The organism is Nocardiopsis sp. CA-288880, from assembly GCF_050955985.1.
Taxonomy (GTDB): domain Bacteria; phylum Actinomycetota; class Actinomycetes; order Streptosporangiales; family Streptosporangiaceae; genus Nocardiopsis; species Nocardiopsis tropica.
In genome coordinates this window covers 1,573,196-1,588,617 of sequence record NZ_CP192105.1, presented here as the reverse complement: position 1 = coordinate 1,588,617, position 15,422 = coordinate 1,573,196, and the positions used below count along the sequence as shown (strand labels likewise).

General features: G+C 72.6%; 14 protein-coding genes and 1 tRNA gene. 5 read left to right on the top strand and 10 right to left on the bottom strand.

Going from position 1 to position 15,422, the window contains the following annotated elements; genetic code table 11:
* Positions 1–245: 245 nt before the first annotated feature.
* Positions 246–1,409 (top strand): alpha-hydroxy-acid oxidizing protein, encoded by a 1,164-nt coding sequence (locus ACQPYD_RS06970; RefSeq protein ID WP_433700264.1) that lies wholly within the window; start codon positions 246–248, stop codon positions 1,407–1,409.
* Positions 1,410–1,589: 180 nt separating this feature from the next.
* Here the strand turns inward: ACQPYD_RS06970 and ACQPYD_RS06965 are convergent, their stop codons facing one another.
* Genes ACQPYD_RS06965 through ACQPYD_RS06955 form a run of 3 tightly spaced genes read right to left on the bottom strand, consistent with a single transcriptional unit; the run spans position 1,590 to position 4,698 of the window.
* On the bottom strand, positions 1,590–2,489 hold the full coding sequence (locus ACQPYD_RS06965) for a carbohydrate ABC transporter permease (RefSeq protein ID WP_433700263.1): 900 nt from the start codon (positions 2,487–2,489) through the stop codon (positions 1,590–1,592).
* The gene (locus ACQPYD_RS06960; protein ID WP_330159110.1) at positions 2,489–3,334 is read right to left on the bottom strand and encodes a carbohydrate ABC transporter permease; all 846 of its coding nucleotides are present in this window, start codon (positions 3,332–3,334) and stop codon (positions 2,489–2,491) included. The genes ACQPYD_RS06965 and ACQPYD_RS06960 overlap by 1 nt, the downstream gene beginning before the upstream one ends.
* 56 nt (positions 3,335–3,390) lie before the next feature.
* On the bottom strand, positions 3,391–4,698 hold the full coding sequence (locus ACQPYD_RS06955; RefSeq protein WP_433700262.1) for an ABC transporter substrate-binding protein: 1,308 nt from the start codon (positions 4,696–4,698) through the stop codon (positions 3,391–3,393).
* A 220-nt stretch (positions 4,699–4,918) separates the two neighbouring features.
* Between ACQPYD_RS06955 and ACQPYD_RS06950 the strand changes: the two genes are divergently transcribed.
* Both ACQPYD_RS06950 and ACQPYD_RS06945 read left to right on the top strand, forming a co-directional pair.
* On the top strand, positions 4,919–5,941 hold the full coding sequence (locus ACQPYD_RS06950) for a LacI family DNA-binding transcriptional regulator (protein ID WP_433700261.1): 1,023 nt from the start codon (positions 4,919–4,921) through the stop codon (positions 5,939–5,941).
* A gap of 99 nt (positions 5,942–6,040) precedes the next feature.
* Positions 6,041–7,663 carry a glycoside hydrolase family 13 protein gene (locus ACQPYD_RS06945; RefSeq protein WP_433700260.1) on the top strand — a complete coding sequence of 541 codons (1,623 nt, stop codon included), beginning with the start codon at positions 6,041–6,043 and terminating at the stop codon, positions 7,661–7,663.
* A 61-nt stretch (positions 7,664–7,724) separates the two neighbouring features.
* Here the strand turns inward: ACQPYD_RS06945 and ACQPYD_RS06940 are convergent, their stop codons facing one another.
* Together ACQPYD_RS06940 and ACQPYD_RS06935 are read right to left on the bottom strand one after the other, a co-directional pair.
* Entirely contained in the window at positions 7,725–8,363 is a 639-nt protein-coding gene (locus tag ACQPYD_RS06940; RefSeq protein ID WP_267948633.1) for a dihydrofolate reductase family protein, read from the bottom strand.
* 159 nt (positions 8,364–8,522) lie between these two features.
* On the bottom strand, positions 8,523–9,500 hold the full coding sequence (locus ACQPYD_RS06935; RefSeq protein WP_433700259.1) for a helix-turn-helix transcriptional regulator: 978 nt from the start codon (positions 9,498–9,500) through the stop codon (positions 8,523–8,525).
* A 63-nt stretch (positions 9,501–9,563) separates the two neighbouring features.
* Between ACQPYD_RS06935 and ACQPYD_RS06930 the strand changes: the two genes are divergently transcribed.
* Entirely contained in the window at positions 9,564–10,796 is a 1,233-nt protein-coding gene (locus ACQPYD_RS06930; protein WP_433700258.1) for an epoxide hydrolase family protein, read from the top strand.
* A 418-nt stretch (positions 10,797–11,214) separates the two neighbouring features.
* Here ACQPYD_RS06930 and ACQPYD_RS06925 read toward each other — a convergent pair.
* The 4 genes from ACQPYD_RS06925 to nadD all read right to left on the bottom strand — a co-directional run bounded on the left by ACQPYD_RS06925 (position 11,215) and on the right by nadD (position 13,010).
* Positions 11,215–11,287: transfer RNA gene (locus tag ACQPYD_RS06925), tRNA-Ala, on the bottom strand.
* A 76-nt stretch (positions 11,288–11,363) separates the two neighbouring features.
* Entirely contained in the window at positions 11,364–11,987 is a 624-nt protein-coding gene (locus ACQPYD_RS06920) for a histidine phosphatase family protein (RefSeq protein ID WP_344184026.1), read from the bottom strand.
* A 37-nt stretch (positions 11,988–12,024) separates the two neighbouring features.
* Positions 12,025–12,423, bottom strand: coding sequence for a ribosome silencing factor (rsfS, locus tag ACQPYD_RS06915; RefSeq protein WP_433700257.1), 399 nt, complete (start codon positions 12,421–12,423; stop codon positions 12,025–12,027).
* 17 nt (positions 12,424–12,440) lie between these two features.
* A complete protein-coding gene (gene nadD / locus ACQPYD_RS06910) occupies positions 12,441–13,010 on the bottom strand; it encodes a nicotinate-nicotinamide nucleotide adenylyltransferase (RefSeq protein ID WP_433700256.1) in 570 nt (189 codons plus the stop codon).
* 317 nt (positions 13,011–13,327) lie between these two features.
* Here nadD and ACQPYD_RS06905 point away from each other — a divergent pair, with 317 nt between their 5' ends.
* A complete protein-coding gene (locus ACQPYD_RS06905; RefSeq protein ID WP_433700255.1) occupies positions 13,328–14,401 on the top strand; it encodes a M48 family metallopeptidase in 1,074 nt (357 codons plus the stop codon).
* A gap of 105 nt (positions 14,402–14,506) precedes the next feature.
* On the opposite strand, the gene ACQPYD_RS06900 is transcribed toward ACQPYD_RS06905, so the two are convergent.
* Positions 14,507–15,244: an alpha/beta hydrolase family protein gene (locus ACQPYD_RS06900; protein ID WP_433701977.1), complete on the bottom strand. Its 738-nt coding sequence runs from the start codon at positions 15,242–15,244 to the stop codon at positions 14,507–14,509.
* Between the last annotated feature and the right edge of the window lie 178 nt (positions 15,245–15,422).

Below are 15,422 nucleotides of genomic sequence, written 5' to 3'. Positions count from 1 at the left end.
CACGGGGGCCGGGTGGAGTTCCGGCCGGGCGGCGCCGCCCGGGTTCCGAGCGGCTCGGTGAACACCGGGCGCCCGGGTGACGCGCGTCACCCGGGCGCCCGGTAGCATCCTCCGTGAGCCGGACGGCGCGAACGGTTCGACCGCCCGGGACCGCGGGCCCTCTCCCACGGCCCGGGCCTCCCTGTCCGTCCCGTGCGCCGACCGCGGCGCGCGCACCGGGCGCCCCCGGCGCCAGCGAGGGAACGATGAGCCACTTCGCCCAGTACCAGGACGGCGTCTACGCCGACGCGACCAACGGCGACCTGCCGCACCTGCCCTACCACCACGAGGCCCTGCGCGACCTGGCCGAGAAGGCCATGGAGCCGGGGCCCTTCGGCTACGTGGAGGGCAGCGCCGGCCGGGAGCGCACCGCCGACGCCAACGTGGCGGCGTTCGCCCGGTACGCGCTCCGCCCGCGCAGCCTGCGGCCGGGCGCGGAGAACGCCGGGGACCTGGGCGTCACCCTGTTCGGGGAGCGCTACCCGACCCCGCTGCTCACCGCCCCGGTCGGGGTCCTGGAGCAGGTCCACGGGGAGGCGGAACTGGCCGTGGCCAGGGGCGCGAACGCCCTGGGCGTGCCGATGGTCCTGTCCACGGCCTCGTCCACGCCCATGGAGGAGGTCGCGGAGGCGGCCGACACGTGGTGGTACCAGCTGTACTGGCCCGGCGACGACGCGCTCGCGGAGTCGTTCGTGCGACGGGCGGCCGCGGCGGGCGCGAAGGCGATCGTGGTCACCGCCGATACCAAGAGGCTGGGGTGGAGGCCGCGCGACCTGGCCCTGGGCCACCTGCCGTTCCTGCGCAGCCAGGGCATGGCGAACTACTTCAGCGACCCGGAGTTCCGCTCCCGGCTCAAGGCCGACCCGGAGCCCGGCGGGGTGTTCACGGAGGCGGTGTTCCACTTCCTCGGGGCGTTCGCGAGCACATCCCTGAGCACGGCCAACATCGCGCGCATCCGCGACTGGACCGACCTGCCGGTCCTGGTCAAGGGCGTCGTCCGCGGCGACGAGGCGATCGAGCTGGTGGAGGCGGGCGTGGACGGCCTCGTGGTGAGCAACCACGGGGGCCGCCAGGTCGACAACGCGGTGGCGGCCCTGGACGCCCTGCCCGAGGTGGTGGAGGCGGTCGGCGACCGGGCCGCGGTGCTGTTCGACTCGGGGGTGCGCTCGGGCGCGGACGTGGCCGTGGCGATGGCGCTGGGCGCCCGGGCGGTGCTGCTGGGACGCCCCTGGGTCTACGGCCTGGCCGTGGACGGGGCGGCGGGGGTCGAGCACGTGCTGCGCGCGGTCCTGGCCGAGTTGCAGATCACGGCCGAGCTGATGGGCAGGGACGCCGCCGACCTGGACCGCGACGACGTCACCCGCCGGTGAGTCCCGGCCCCGGCCGGGAGGGGCGGGTCCGGGCGGCGCGCCGACGGCGTGGTGCGGGGGCCGCGGCCCGGCCGGGCGGCGGCGCCGTGGCGGTGGGCCTCCCGCCCCTCCCCCGGAGGGGCCCGGCGGCGGGAGGGGGCCGGGGTCCTGGACCGCTCCCCGGGCCCCTCCCCGCCGCCGTCAGCCCTTCACGGCCCCCGAGGTCAGGCCCGCCACGATCCGGCGCTGCAGGACCAGGGCGAACAGGATGAGCGGTACCGAGACCAGCACCGACGCCGCCATGATCTGGCCGATCGGGTTCTCGTAGCCGACCCGCTCGAACGTTCCCACGAACACCGGCACGGTCTGGACGTTCAGGTCGCGCGGCGCGAAGGAGAAGGCCAGCAGGAACTCGTTCGTGGAGTACACGAACGTCAGGATGGCGGCGGCGCCCACGCCCGGCGCCGCCAGCGGCGCCACCACGCGCAGGAACGCCTGGAACGGGGTGGCCCCGTCCACCTTCGCCGACTCCTCGATCTCCCGGGGGATGCCCGCGAAGAAGGTGGCGAGGATGAAGATCGCCAGCGGCAGGGTCAGCGCCACGTACGGGATGATCATGCCCGCGTAGGAGTTGAGCAGGTTGATACCGGTCCACTGGTTGAGCTTCAGGTACACCTGGTACAGCGGGTTGACCAGTGCCACCGGCGGGAACAGCGTGGCCACCAGGGTGGCCGCCAGCAGCGCGAACTTGCCCGCCATGGGCAGGCGCGCCAGCGCGTAGCCGGCGAGGGACGCGACCGGGATGCAGATCGCCGTGGTCACCGCCGCCACGATGAGCGAGTTGCGCAGGGCGAACTGGAACCCGAGGTCGAAGACCTGCTCGTAGTTGGACAGGCTGAACGGCCCCCGGAAGATGTTCGGGTCCGTGAGCGCCACCGACCCCGACCGGAGGCTGGTCATCCCCATCCACAGGAACGGGAACAGGCACCAGCCCAGCACCAGGAGCAGGCCCAGCAGCTTGAGCGCGTTGACCACCGCCGGGTGCGTCCTGCGGCGCGGCCGGTGGACCGGCCCGCTCGGCTTCACCGTCTCGGCCGTCATCACTTCTCCTTCCGCGCCACGTCGCCGACCATGTGGCGGCCCATGCGGCTGATGAAGGCCAGGCCGACGATCATGACGATGACGAACGTGACGGTGGACAGGGCGTTGGCGTAGCCCAGCTCCGGTTCGGCGACCAGGAAGCGCTGGGCGTACACGGACAGGGTGGCGAGCGAGTTCGAGTACCCGGCGAACACGTACGCGAAGTCGAACATGCGCAGCGCGTCCACCGTGCGGAACAGCAGGGCCACGACGATCGCCGGCCTCAGCAGGGGCAGGGTGATGAACCAGAACCGCTGGACCACGGTGGCGCCGTCGACCCTGGCCGCCTCGTAGTAGTCCTTCGGGATGGTCTGCAGCCCGGCCAGGAGCAGCAGGGCGACGAACGGGGCGGTCTTCCACACGTCGGCGCTGATGATGCCGACCATGGACCACGCGGGGTCGCGCAGCCAGTTGACGTCCGTGCCCAGGACCGAGTTCACGAAGCCCGGGTTGTGGTCGAACATGTACCGCCACACCTGGGCGGCGACGGCCGTCGGGATCACCCACGGCACGAGGATGACCGCGCGGGTCAGGCCGCGGCCGACGAACGCCTGGTGCATGATCAGCGCGAACGCCATGCCGACGACGAACTCCAACGACACCGAGGCGACGGTGAAGACCAGGGTGTTCCCGACCGCGTTGAAGAACCCCGCGTCGGTCAGGACCCGCGCGTAGTTGTCGAACCCGGTGAACTCCTGGTGGAACCCGCGGATGCTGTAGAGGCTCATCCCGATCGCGTAGAACACCGGGAAGAGGGCGATGACGGCCATGAACACGAACGACGGGGCGAGGAAGATCCTGCCCATCGCCCGCTCGCCCAGGCCGCGGCGCGTACTGACGCTCTGGGTCTTCGCCATCGGACCTACTCTTGCTCTAGGGCTTCGTCGGCCGACCGGTCCACGGCCTCCAGGGCCGCGGCCGGGTCCTCCTGCCCCAGGTAGGCGGCGTGCAGGTTCTCCTGCATGACCAGCGACATCGAGTTGTATCCCGGCACCGGCGGGCGCGCGTGCGCGTCGCCGAGGATCTCGCCGAGCACCTCCAGGTGGGGGTCCTCGGTGTCCTCGTAGGCGCTCTGCATGGTCGGCGGCAGGCTGTTGGTGGCCAGGATGTCCTGGGCCTCGGGATCGGTGGCCGCCCACAGGACGAACTCGCGGGCCAGGTCCTTGTTCTCGCTCAGGGTGCTGACCGCGTTGTTGAGCCCGCCGAGCGCGCTGGTCGTGCCCTCGCCCGTGAAGGTGGGCAGCGGCGCCACGGCGAAGTCGTCGGCGACCGCGCTCTCCTCGCCCGCCTCGCCCTCCAGGAGCGGGATGGCGTAGGGCCAGTTGCGCATGTACACGGCCTCGCCCGCCTGGAAGAGGGCGCGTGCGTCGTCCTCGACCATGGAGTCGAAGCCCTCGGCGTAGAAGCCGCTGTCGTAGGCCTCGGTCATGAAGTCCAGCGCCGTGGTGGCGGCGTCGCCCTCCAGGAAGGTGCTCTGCGACTGGGCGTCGTCGAACAGCTCCCCTCCGGCGGACCAGTACAGCTCGAGGAAGTTGACGACGAGCCCCTCGTACTGGTCGCCCTGGCCGACGTAGCCGGAGATGCCGGCCTCCTCGGCGGCCTCTGTGCCGGTCTCGTACAGCTCCTCCCACGTGGCGGGGGGCTCGTCGACGAGGTCGGTGCGGTAGTAGAGGAACGCTCCGTTGGAGGAGTACGGGAGCGCGTACAGCTCCTGCTGCCACTGCGCGCTGTCGACGGCGCCGTCCAGGCTGACGCCGTCGACCTCGGATCTCAGGTCCTCCAGGCTCTCGATGTACCCGTAGTCGGCGAACTCGCCGGTCCAGATGACGTCGAGGCCGAGGACGTCGAACTCCCCGGCCTGGCTCTGGAGGTCCTGGAACATGGCCTGCCGCTGTTCGTCCGCGGTCGGCGCCAGGAAGAAGATGTCGACCTGCCGGTCGGGGTTCCTCTCGTTCCAGAGGCGGGCGACCTCCTCGTGGACCTGCCGGTCGGCGCCGGTGACCGCCCACACGAACTGCGGGTCCTCGGCGAGCCCAGCGCTCTCGCCCTCCCCTTCCGACTCCTCCCCCGGAGGCGTTCCGCACGCGGTGGCCAGTGTCAGGCCGAGTGCGGCCAGGCCCGCCGCACCGGTGCGCACCGCGTACCTCTTGTGGCGTGAAAGCTCTGACATGACTCTCTCCTTCCGCGCCGGGCGGTGGCCGGGCGCGCGCCGTCGAGTGTGTCCTGGGTCATCCCCCCGGGGTCGTGCGAAAACGATGCCACCGCCATGTGATCCAGTCAACACAAAACTTATCCGGATCTGCCCGCTACAGGGGGAATGGCGTTCCTCGTGTCGGCAGACTCGTTGAAAACGTTGCCATGACACGGGCCACACTCTTAACGTAGGCAGCATGTCCAGCCAACCCGCGAGCATGCGGGACGTCGCCCACCGGGCGGGCGTCTCGCTCTCGACGGTCTCCCGTGTCCTGCGCGGCGCCCCCGGTGTCGCCCCCGACGTGCGACTGCGCGTCCAGCGCGCCGCGGACGAACTCTCCTACGTGGTCTCGCGGAACGCGTCGGGCCTGGTCACCGGCCGCACGGGCCGGGTCGCCGTGGTCGTCCCCTTCCTCCAGCCGTGGTTCTTCGGGGTGGTCCTGTCGGGGATCAGCGACGCGCTGCGCGAGGCGGACCTCGACATGCTCGTGTACCAGGTCGGCGAGACCCGGGCCCGTGAGGGCTGGACGCGCGCGCTCCCCCTCCGGCGCAACTCCGACGCCGTCGTCACGGTGTCGATGGACCTGTCCGAGGACGAGTGCCACCGCCTGGACGACGTCGGGGTCCCCGTGGTGCTCGTCGGCCAGTGCGTCCCGGGGCGGGCAAGCGTGTACATCGACGACCGCGCGGGCGCCGCCGGAGCCACCCGGCACCTGCTCAACCTGGGGCACACCCGTATCGCCTACATCGGGTCCCGGCGGGAGGAGTGGTCCAGCGCCAGCTCCCGGCACCGGCTCGAGGGGTACGGGGCGGCGATGGCCACGGCGGGCCTGGTTCCCTGGAGCGTCGGCAAGGCGACCGGCCACGCGGGGGGCGAGCTCGCCATGGGAGAGCTCCTGTCCGACCAGGACCCGCCCACGGCGGTGCTCGCCGAGTTCGACGACATCGCGATGGGCGCGCACCGGATCCTGCGGCGCTCGGGGGTCCGCGTGCCCGGCTCCATCTCCCTCATGGGGTTCGACAACCACGACGCCGCCGCCGTCCTGGACCTGACGACCGTGGACCAGGCCCCCTACGACACGGGCCTGGCCGCCGGACGGCTCACCGTGGGCATCCTCGACGGGAAGGCCCGGACCGACACGCACGTGGAGATGCCCACCCAGATCATCCTCCGGCAGTCCACCGCGGCCCCCCGGGGCGCGCGCGGGCTGTCCACCTGACCCCGGTCCCCGGGGCCGGGGCGACGGCGTGAGCGCGCCGGGGCGGGGCGCCCGCACGGCCCGCCGACGACCCGAACACCCGATCAGCGAAGGGGAACCATGCAGCAGTGGTGGCGCGACGCGGTCCTTTACCAGATCTACCCGCGCAGTTTCGCGGACGCCGACGGGGACGGTGTCGGTGACCTCCCCGGCATCACCGCCCGGCTCGGCCACATCGCCGGCCTGGGCGCGGACGGGATCTGGCTGTCGCCGTTCTACGCCTCCCCGTGGGCGGACGGCGGGTACGACGTGTCCGACTTCCGGGCCGTGGACCCGCGGCTGGGCACTCTGGAGGACTTCGACGCGATGGTGGCGGCCGCGCACGGACTCGGCCTGCGCGTGATGGTCGACATCGTGCCCAACCACACCTCCGAGGAGCACCCGTGGTTCCGGGACGCCCTGGCCGCCGGCCCCGGCTCGCCCGAGCGCGACCTGTACGTCTTCCGCGACGGCAGGGGCGAGGACGGCGGGCTCCCCCCGACCAACTGGCGGTCGACGTTCGGCGGACCGGCGTGGACGCGCGTGGAGGACGGCCAGTGGTACCTGCACCTGTTCGCGCGCGAGCAGCCCGACCTGAACTGGGACGACCCGAGGGTGCGCGAGGAGTTCCGGGGCATCCTGCGGTTCTGGAGCGGCCGCGGGGTGGACGGGTTCCGCATCGACGTCGCCTACGCACTGGTCAAGGACCTGCGTGAGCCGCTGCGCGACCTGGTCCTGGTGGAGGGCGGCCGGTTCGAGGACATCGCGGCCAACCCCGACCACCCGCTCCTCGACCGGCCCGGGGTCCACGAGGTGTACCGGGACTGGCGCCGCGTGCTGGCGGAGTTCGACCCGCCCCGGGCCACGGTGGGCGAGGTGTGGCTGCCCGGCGACCGGCGGCGGCTGTACACCCGGCCGGACGAGCTCGACCAGGCGTTCAACTTCGACTTCCTGAGGACGGAGTGGGACGCGGACTCCTACCGCCGCGTGATCGACGCGTCGATCGCGGACGCCGCGCACGTCGGCACGGCGCCCACGTGGGTGGTGGGCAACCACGACGTCGTGCGCCCGGTGTCGGTGCTGGGTCTGCCCCGCGGGACCGACCAGGGGGCGTGGCTGCTCTCGGACGGGCGCGACCCCGAGCCCGACCTGGAGCTGGGGACCCGGCGGGCCCGGGCGCTCGCGCTGCTGGAGCTGGCGCTGCCCGGGTCCGCGTACGTCTACCAGGGCGAGGAGCTGGGCCTGCCCGAGGCGGCCGGCCTGCCCGCCGAGGCCCTGGAGGACCCCCGCTGGGAGCGCAGCGGCCGCACCGACAAGGGGCGCGACGGGTGCCGGGTACCGCTGCCGTGGACCCCGGACGGCCCCTCGTACGGGTTCGGTGCGGGCGGCTCCTGGCTCCCCCAGCCCGAGGGCTGGGGACGGTGGTCCGTGGAGGCCGAGTCCGGGGACCCCGGTTCGGTGCTCAACCTGTACCGGAGGGCTCTGGCGCACCGCCCGGACTTCTGCGCGGACCGGACCCTGGTCTGGGACGACACGCTGAACCTGGGCCCGGTGCTGGCCTTCTGGAGGGGGCCCGGGGTACTGGTCCTGGTCAACACGGGCCGGGAGCCCGTGGAGCTGCCGCCCGGCGAGGTGCTGGTGGCCAGCACGGAGCTGGACGGACGGCTTCCCGGGGACGCCGCTGTCTGGCTGCGCCGGGTCTGAGGAGCGGGCGCCCGCGGAACCCGCCCCCGGCCGGTGCGGGCGCCGCACGCGGCGGCCCCCGTCAGAGGACCGTCTCACGCCCGTCCACGACCCCGAAGCCGCCGGTGGTGAAGGGCGCTGGGCGCAGGGTGAGCGAGAGGAGCCCGGCGGGCGTGGCGGCGCTCCCCTCGACGGTGAAGCCGAGCGGCTCCGTCCTCTCGTCGAACAGCCGCTTGCCGTCTCCCACGACCGTCGGGAAGACCAGCAGGCGGAACACGTCGACCAGCCCGGCCGCGTGGAGGGCCCGGGCGAGCCTCCAGCTGCCGTGGACCTGGATCTCGCCTCCCGGGCGCTCCTTGAGCGCCCGCACGCTTCCGAGGACGTCCTCGGCGATGAGCGTGGTGTCGCCCCAGTCCGCGCCCGTCCGGCCCGCGGTGGTCGAGACCAGGTACTTGGGACGGCTGTTGAGGGCCGTGGCCACCCGGTCCCCGGGGTCGGTGACCTCTCGCCAGTAGTCGCGCATCATGGCGTAGGTGGAGCGGCCGAACAGCAGCGCCTCCCCCGCGGCGAACCACCCGTCCACGATCCGGCCCATGTCCTCGTCGGCGTGGGGGACCAGCCAGCCTCCCCTGGTGAAGCCGCCGCTGGTGTCCTCGTCCGGCGCACCCGGCCCCTGCATCACGCCGTCGAGGCTGAGCAAGGTGTTGACGCTGAGTTCCATGGTCTCTCCTGTCCCGCCGACCGGCCCCCGTTCCCGTCTCCATCATGACGCCGTTCCGCCGGTCAGGGCCCCGACATGCCGAAGGGGACGACACGGAGGCCGTCCCCGGTTCCCCGGACAGGGGCCCGCCGGCGCCTGGAGACCCCTGCCCGGGGGGCCTCACCGCGCCAGGGGCGGACGGTCCTCCACCGCGGCCGTGCAGCGGGCGGCCTGGTCGCGGAAGGCGTCGGCGAGCCCGTCCGGGCCGCTGACCAGGGTGAAGTCCAATCCCACCGACGTGATCATCCAGACCAGGTCGGAGGGGGATTCCGAGCCCACGTGGAACAGGCAGCTGTGCTCGTCGACGGCCTCCAGGACACCCATGCCCGGCCACACGCGGTCGGCTGCGGCCTCGGAGGAGGCGTGCAGCCTGACCACGGCGCGGAAGGGCCAGGTCTCCGAGGACAGCTGACGGGCGAGGTAGGCGGCCGCGTCGCCGTGGGGAGGCTCGCGGGGGACGAACCGGGGGCCCGTGGGGGTCCGGGGGGTGAGCCGGTCCACGCGGAAGCTCCGCCAGTCCTGCCGGTCGGTGTCGAAGGCGACCAGGTACCAGCGCCGGCCGAAGCTGACCAGGCTGTGCGGTTCGACCGTCCGGGCCGTCGGACCCCCGCGCGGACTCGTGTAGCCGAAGCGCAGGCGCTCCCTGCGCCGGCAGGCCTCGGCGACGGCCATCAGCGTCTCGTGCGACACGGTCGGCCCCGGTTGCGCCCCGGCCCGCAGGGTGGCGCCGTGCAGGGTGTTGACCCGGCCGCGCAGACGCGAGGGCAGGACCTGTTCGAGCTTGGCGAGCGCGCGCAGCGAGGCCTCCTCGCCGCCGCTGACGGAGCCGTCGGCGGCGGTGCGCAGGCCCACTACCACGGCGACGGCCTCCTCGTCGTCGAGCAGCAGCGGCGGCATCGCGGCGCCGGCCCCCAGCCGGTACCCGGCGGTGCCCCTGGTCGCGTGCACCGGGTAGCCGAGCCCCCGCAGGCGGTCCACGTCGCGGCGGATCGTGCGCGCGGTGACGCCGAGCCGCTCCGCCAGCTCGGCGCCGGACCGCTCGCGGTGGGCCTGCAACAGCGAGAGCAGCGCGAGCAGGCGCGCCGAGGTTTCTGCCATGGATCCGATTCTCCCCTCCGGTTGGGAACGGATCCGACCTAACCGGTTCCTAGGCTTCCACCCATGACGAACACGGAGCAGGACCAGAAGGAGATCCGGCCCTTCCGCGTGGAGGTTCCGCAGGAGCAGCTGACCGACCTCACGGAGAGGCTGGGCAACACACGGTGGCCGGACGAGGTCCCGGGGGTGGGCTGGGACCGCGGCGTCCCGGTGGGATACCTGAGGGAGCTGGCCGAGTACTGGCGTTCGACCTACGACTGGCGGGCCCGCGAGGAGGAGCTCAACGCCCATCCCCAGTTCACCACCGTCGTCGACGGACAGAACCTCCACTTCCTGCACGTGCGCTCGCCGGAGCCCGGCGCCACGCCGCTGCTCATGCTGCACGGCTGGCCCGGGGCGGTCACCGACTTCCTGGACGTCATCGGTCCGCTCACCGACCCGCGCGCCCACGGGGGCGACCCGGCGGAGGCGTTCCACCTGGTCGTCCCGTCCCTGCCGGGGTTCGGCTTCTCCACGCCGCTGGCCGGACCCGGGATGGGGGCGGCCAGGATGGCCGGGGTCGTGGTCGGGCTGATGTCGCGGCTCGGCTACGAGCGCTACGGCGTCCATGGCTACGACACTGGCTCGTGGGTCGCCCCCGAGGTGGGGAGGCAGGCGCCGGAGCGGGTCCTCGGGGTGCACCTCAACGCCATGATCACGTTCCCCGTCGCGGAGGGCGACACCGAGGGCCTGACGGGGGTGGAGGAGGAGCGGTGGAAGTCGATGCAGGACTACAACGACGGGTACCTCCAGTGCAACGCGAAGCGACCCCAGACGGTGGCCTACGGGCTCAACGACTCGCCCGTGGGTCAGCTCGCCTGGATGGTGGAGAAGTTCAAGGAGCTCAGCGAGCCGGAGGAGGCCCTGCCCGAGGCCGCCCTCGACCGCGACCGGATGCTCACGTGCGTGTCGCTCTACTGGCTGACCGGCACGGCGGCCTCGTCCGCGCAGATCTACTACGAGGAGATGTCCGCGAACTCCTGGGGTGAGGACTCCGCGAGCGGATGGGACAGCGGGGAGACGGCGGACGGGGGGACGGACGAGGGCTGGGAGGCCGGAGGCTGGGCCCCCGAACGGGGGACGGTGCCGACGGGGGTGCTGGTCTCCGCGCAGGACGTGACCGTGCGGCGCTGGGCGGAGCGGGACCACCACGTGGTGCGGTGGACCGAGCTCGGCCGGGGCGGCCACTTCCTGTCCATGGAGGAGCCGGAGCTCCTGGTCGAGGACGTCCGCGCGTTCTTCCGGGCGCTGCCCTGACCCCGGTCCCCCCGGGCCGCTTCCCGCGGCCCCGGGGGACCCGCCACAGCCGGACGAGCGTCACCGCCGACGGTCCGGCACCGACTCCCGCCGATCAACACGACCCCAACCACAGGGGGTCACCTCGGGGGGTTCGGGGGGTCTCCCCCCGGTAAACACGAAGGACGACCCGGCGAGCGCCGTCACGCGCGAGCAGGGTCGCCCCGGAGAACGCAGGACACGGGTTGTCGGCGCAGGAAAACGCCATGACCGGACGTGCGGATGCGCCGTTGTCAGGGCGGGAGAACACCACCCCGCCGATCAACACGACCCCAACCACAGGGGGTCACCTCGGGGGGTTCGGGGGGTCTCCCCCCGGTAAACACGAAGGACGACCCGGCGAGCGCGGTCACGCGCGAGCAGGGTCGTCCTCAGTCCGTGGAGCTATGGGGATTCGAACCCCAGACCTCCTCCATGCCATGGAGGCGCGCTACCAACTGCGCCATAGCCCCGTGTGGGAGTCGGGGGGCTTTCGCCCTCGCGACTCCCAGAACCATAGCGGAATCCGGCGAGAACGTCGAAACGGTTTCAGGCGTCGTCGCTGAGGACCACGGGTTCGGGCAGGCTCGCCGCGTTGTGCTCCATGAGCCGCCACTGTCCCCGGCGCTCCTGGAGCACCGACCAGGAGCAGTTGCTGAGGGGGCCCAGGATCTCGCGCTGCTCGTCGGGGATGCCGAGCATGCGGGCGATCCCGATGCGTACGGCCGCACCGTGGCTGACCACCGCGAGCAGTCCCCCGGCCGGGGTTCTGGCCAGTCCCCGGTCGACGGCCGCCCGCATGCGGTCGCCGACCTCGGAGATGGGCTCCCCGTCCGGGATGGCCATCCGAGCGTGCTCGGACGGCCAGCGCGCGGACAGCTCCGCCCCCGTCCGCCCCTCCCAGGACCCCCCGAACCGCTCGCGCAGTCCCTTGTCGAACTCGATGGGCACCCCTGTGGCGCGGCTGAGGTACCCGGCCGTGTCGGCGGCCCTCTTCAGGTCGGAGGCGACGATGACGTCGGGGCCGAGCGAGGCGAGCAGGCCGCCCGCCCGCCGGGCCTGGGCGTGGCCGACCTGGTCGAGTTCGATGTCGGTCTGACCCTGGAAGCGGTTCTCCACGTTCCAGGCCGTGCGTCCGTGCCGCCAGAACAGCACGCGAGGGGTGTCGCTCACAGGGTGTTTCTCTCCGCTCGGGGTGGGTCCGAAAGGGTTACTGCTCGTCGAGGGCGGTGCGCTCGGCTCCGCGCGAGCCTTCGGGGAGCTCGATCTCGGGGCAGTCCTTCCACAGCCGTTCGAGGCCGTAGTAGCCGCGCTCCTCCTCGTGCTGGACGTGCACGACGATGTCGGCGTAGTCCAGGAGCACCCAGCGGCCGTCCCGCTCGCCCTCGCGCCGGAGCGGCTTGACGCCGCCCTTCAGGCGGAGCTGGTCCTCGACCTCGTCGACGATCGAGCGCACCTGGCGGTCGTTGGGGGCCGAGCAGAGCACGAACGCCTCGGTGATGACCAGCTGCTCGCTGACGTCGTAGGCGATGATCTCCTGGGCGAGCTTGTCGGAGGCGGCCTCGGCCGCCACCCTGACGAGCTCAAGAGCCCTGTCGGTGGCTGTCACGTTGTACTTGCTGCCTTTCAGCTGTCCCGGTAGAGCCCGGTCTTGTGGATGTAGCGAACGATGCCGTCGGGGACCAGGTACCAGATGGGTTCGCCCTTGCGGACCCGCTCCCGGCACTCGGTCGAGGAGATCGCCAGCGCGGGGACCTCCACCAGGGAGACCTTGCCCTCGGGCAGTCCTGAGTCACTGAGATGGTGACCGGGACGGTTACAGCCTACGAAATGCGCGAGATCGAAAAGTTCGTCGACGTTGTGCCAGCTGAGAATGGCGCCCAGCGCGTCGGCCCCGGTGATGAAGTACAGCTCCACCTCGGGACCGTACTTGCAGCGCATCTCGCGGAGGGTGTCGAGGGTGTAGGTGGGCCCCGAGCGGTCGATCTCGACACGGTCCACGCGGAACTGGGGGTTCTCCGCGGTCGCGATGACCGTCATCAGGTAGCGGTCCTCGGAGGGGGTCACCTTGGCCGGGTCCTTCTGCCAGGGCTGCCCCGTGGGCACGAACACCACCTCGTCGAGGCCGAAGAGGTGGGCGACCTCACTGGCGGCCACGAGGTGCCCGTGGTGGATGGGGTCGAAGGTGCCGCCCATGATGCCGACCTTGGTGGGGCCGGCGCCGCTCCGCCGTGGAGGGAAGCCTTCACCTGGGAGGACGCCTGGAGCCTCGTGCGCCACTGTGCGCTCCGTTTCGCCGTGGACGTGGGTCGTGGTTGCCGGGATCGGCCAACCGAGGGTAGCCGACGACGGGCCTCTTCGGCGGCCTCTTCCTCCCGTTTTGTTCCTTTCAACGGAACAACCGCGACCTTCGCGTCCTGCTTCCCGGGCGTGTCGGAGCACCCCGGCAATCGCGTCATATCTCGAAGGCCGAAACCGTGGCCAAGCGCCGACGGGCCGCATAGCATGCCGATATGGCCAACACACCAGACCGCGTCCGCGTCCGGCTCTCCGAGATCTCACCCCGCGCCTACGAGCACCCCGCCGACCGTGGGGCCCTGGTGGCGCTGCGCTCGCTGCGCGGGTTCGACGAGGTGTTCAAGCGCATGTCCGGGCTGTTCAACGAACGCGCCCTCAGACTGATGTTCCTGTCCAGCGCCGTCCGGGTCGGCCCCACCCAGTTCCCCCGCGTCCACGACTACGTCCGCGACGCCGCCTACGTCCTGGACATGGACGAGGTCCCCGAGCTCTACATCCAGATGAACCCCAAGCCCAACGCCATGGCGATCGGCAGCCAGCGGCCCTTCATCGTGATGACCACGGGCCTGTTCGACCTGCTGGACGACGAGGAGCAGCGCTTCGTCATCGGCCACGAGGTCGGGCACATCCTCAGCGGCCACGCCGTGTACCGCACCATGCTGCTGGCCCTGATCCGGCTGGCGACCCGCGTGGCGTGGGTGCCCCTGGGCTACATCGGCCTCCAGGCCATCGTCGCCGCGCTGGAGGAGTGGTACCGCAAGTCCGAGCTCTCCTGCGACCGCGCGGGCGTCCTGGCCTCCCAGAACCCCGAGGCCGCCAAGCGCGCGCTGATGAAGCTCGCGGGCGGCTCGACCCTGGTCGAGATGAACCCCGACGCGTTTCTGGAGCAGGCGCGCGAGTACGAGTCCGGCGGCGACGCCCGCGACAGCTTCCTCAAGCTGATCAGCCTGATGGGGCAGACCCACCCGTTCGCGGTGGTCCGCCTGGCCGAGCTGCACCGGTGGATCGAGGAGGGCTCCTACCAGCGGATCATCGGCGGCGACTACCCCCGCCGCTCCTCCGACCGCGAGGCGAGGGTCGGCGCGGAGGCCCGCAGCGCCGCCAAGTCCTACAAGGAGTCGTGGGAGCGCTCGGGGGACCCGCTCCTGGGCACCCTGCGCGACGTGGCCGGCAGCGCGGCCAGCGCGGGCGGCAAGATCTTCGACAACGTCGCCGACCGGTGGCGCAACGGCTCCGCCCGGTCCGACCAGGGCGCGAGCAGCACGAACGGGGCGAACGGGTCCTCCTGACCCCGTGCCCCGCGCGGGGAGGCGGGACGACGGACGGAAGGGGTCGGTCCGTGCCGGGCCGCCCCCTCCCGCGTCCGCGGACGGCGGGCCGCCCGCCGGCCCGGATCAGCCCGTCCGCGCCAGGTACGCGCGGACCACCTCCCAGGCGGGCCCCCGCGGGTCGATGACGGCGAAGTGGTCGGCCCCGGCGACCTCGTGGTACTCCACGGTGCCGCCCGCCGCGCGCACCGCGTCCGCGTAGTCGCGGCTGTGCTCGACCGGGACGCGCCGGTCGGCGTCCCCGTGCACCACCAGCTGCGGCAGGCCGGTCAGCGGGCGCCGCACCGGCGAGCTGACCCGGTAGAGCTCCGCGGTGGGGTCCGGCCCGAGGAACGGGACGACGGCGCCCTCGCCGAGCCCCGCCAGGGCGCACCGCTCCAGGTCGGTGACGGGGGCCAGGGCGACCACCGAGGTCACCGGGGTCCCACCCTCCGCGAGGCCGTTGAGCAGGGCGAGATGGGCTCCGGCGGAGTGCCCCACGCACACCACGCGTCCGAGGTCGTACCGCTCGGGCTCGCGTGCGGCCGCGTCGGCGAGGTACGCCAGGGCGTCGCCGACGTCGTCGAGGGTCTGCGGCCAGCCGCCGCCGTCGTCCCCGGTACGCCGGTACTCGATGTTCCACACCGCCCACCCGGCGGAGGCCAGGTCGCGGGCCAACGGGTCCATCAGGGCGGCGTCGTGCCTGTCGCGCCACCAGCCGCCGTGCAGCAGGACGGCGACGGGCGCGGGTCCGCCGGCGCCCTCCGGATCCCAGCGGTGGACGCTCCGGCTGGGGTGGTCGCCGTAGGACACGGTGGTGGGCACGCGCTGCTCCTCGTCGTCGGGGTGGTCGCTCCCGGACGCTGGCAAACGGGCGTCCTGCCCCGCCCGGCGCGCCCGCGCGTGCGACCCGGCTCCGGGCCGCCGTCCGCGCCACCGGCCGCAGGCCCCGGGCCTCCAGCGGCGGCGCCGTGCGGCGTCGGTGTCCGGGTCGCACAGCGGT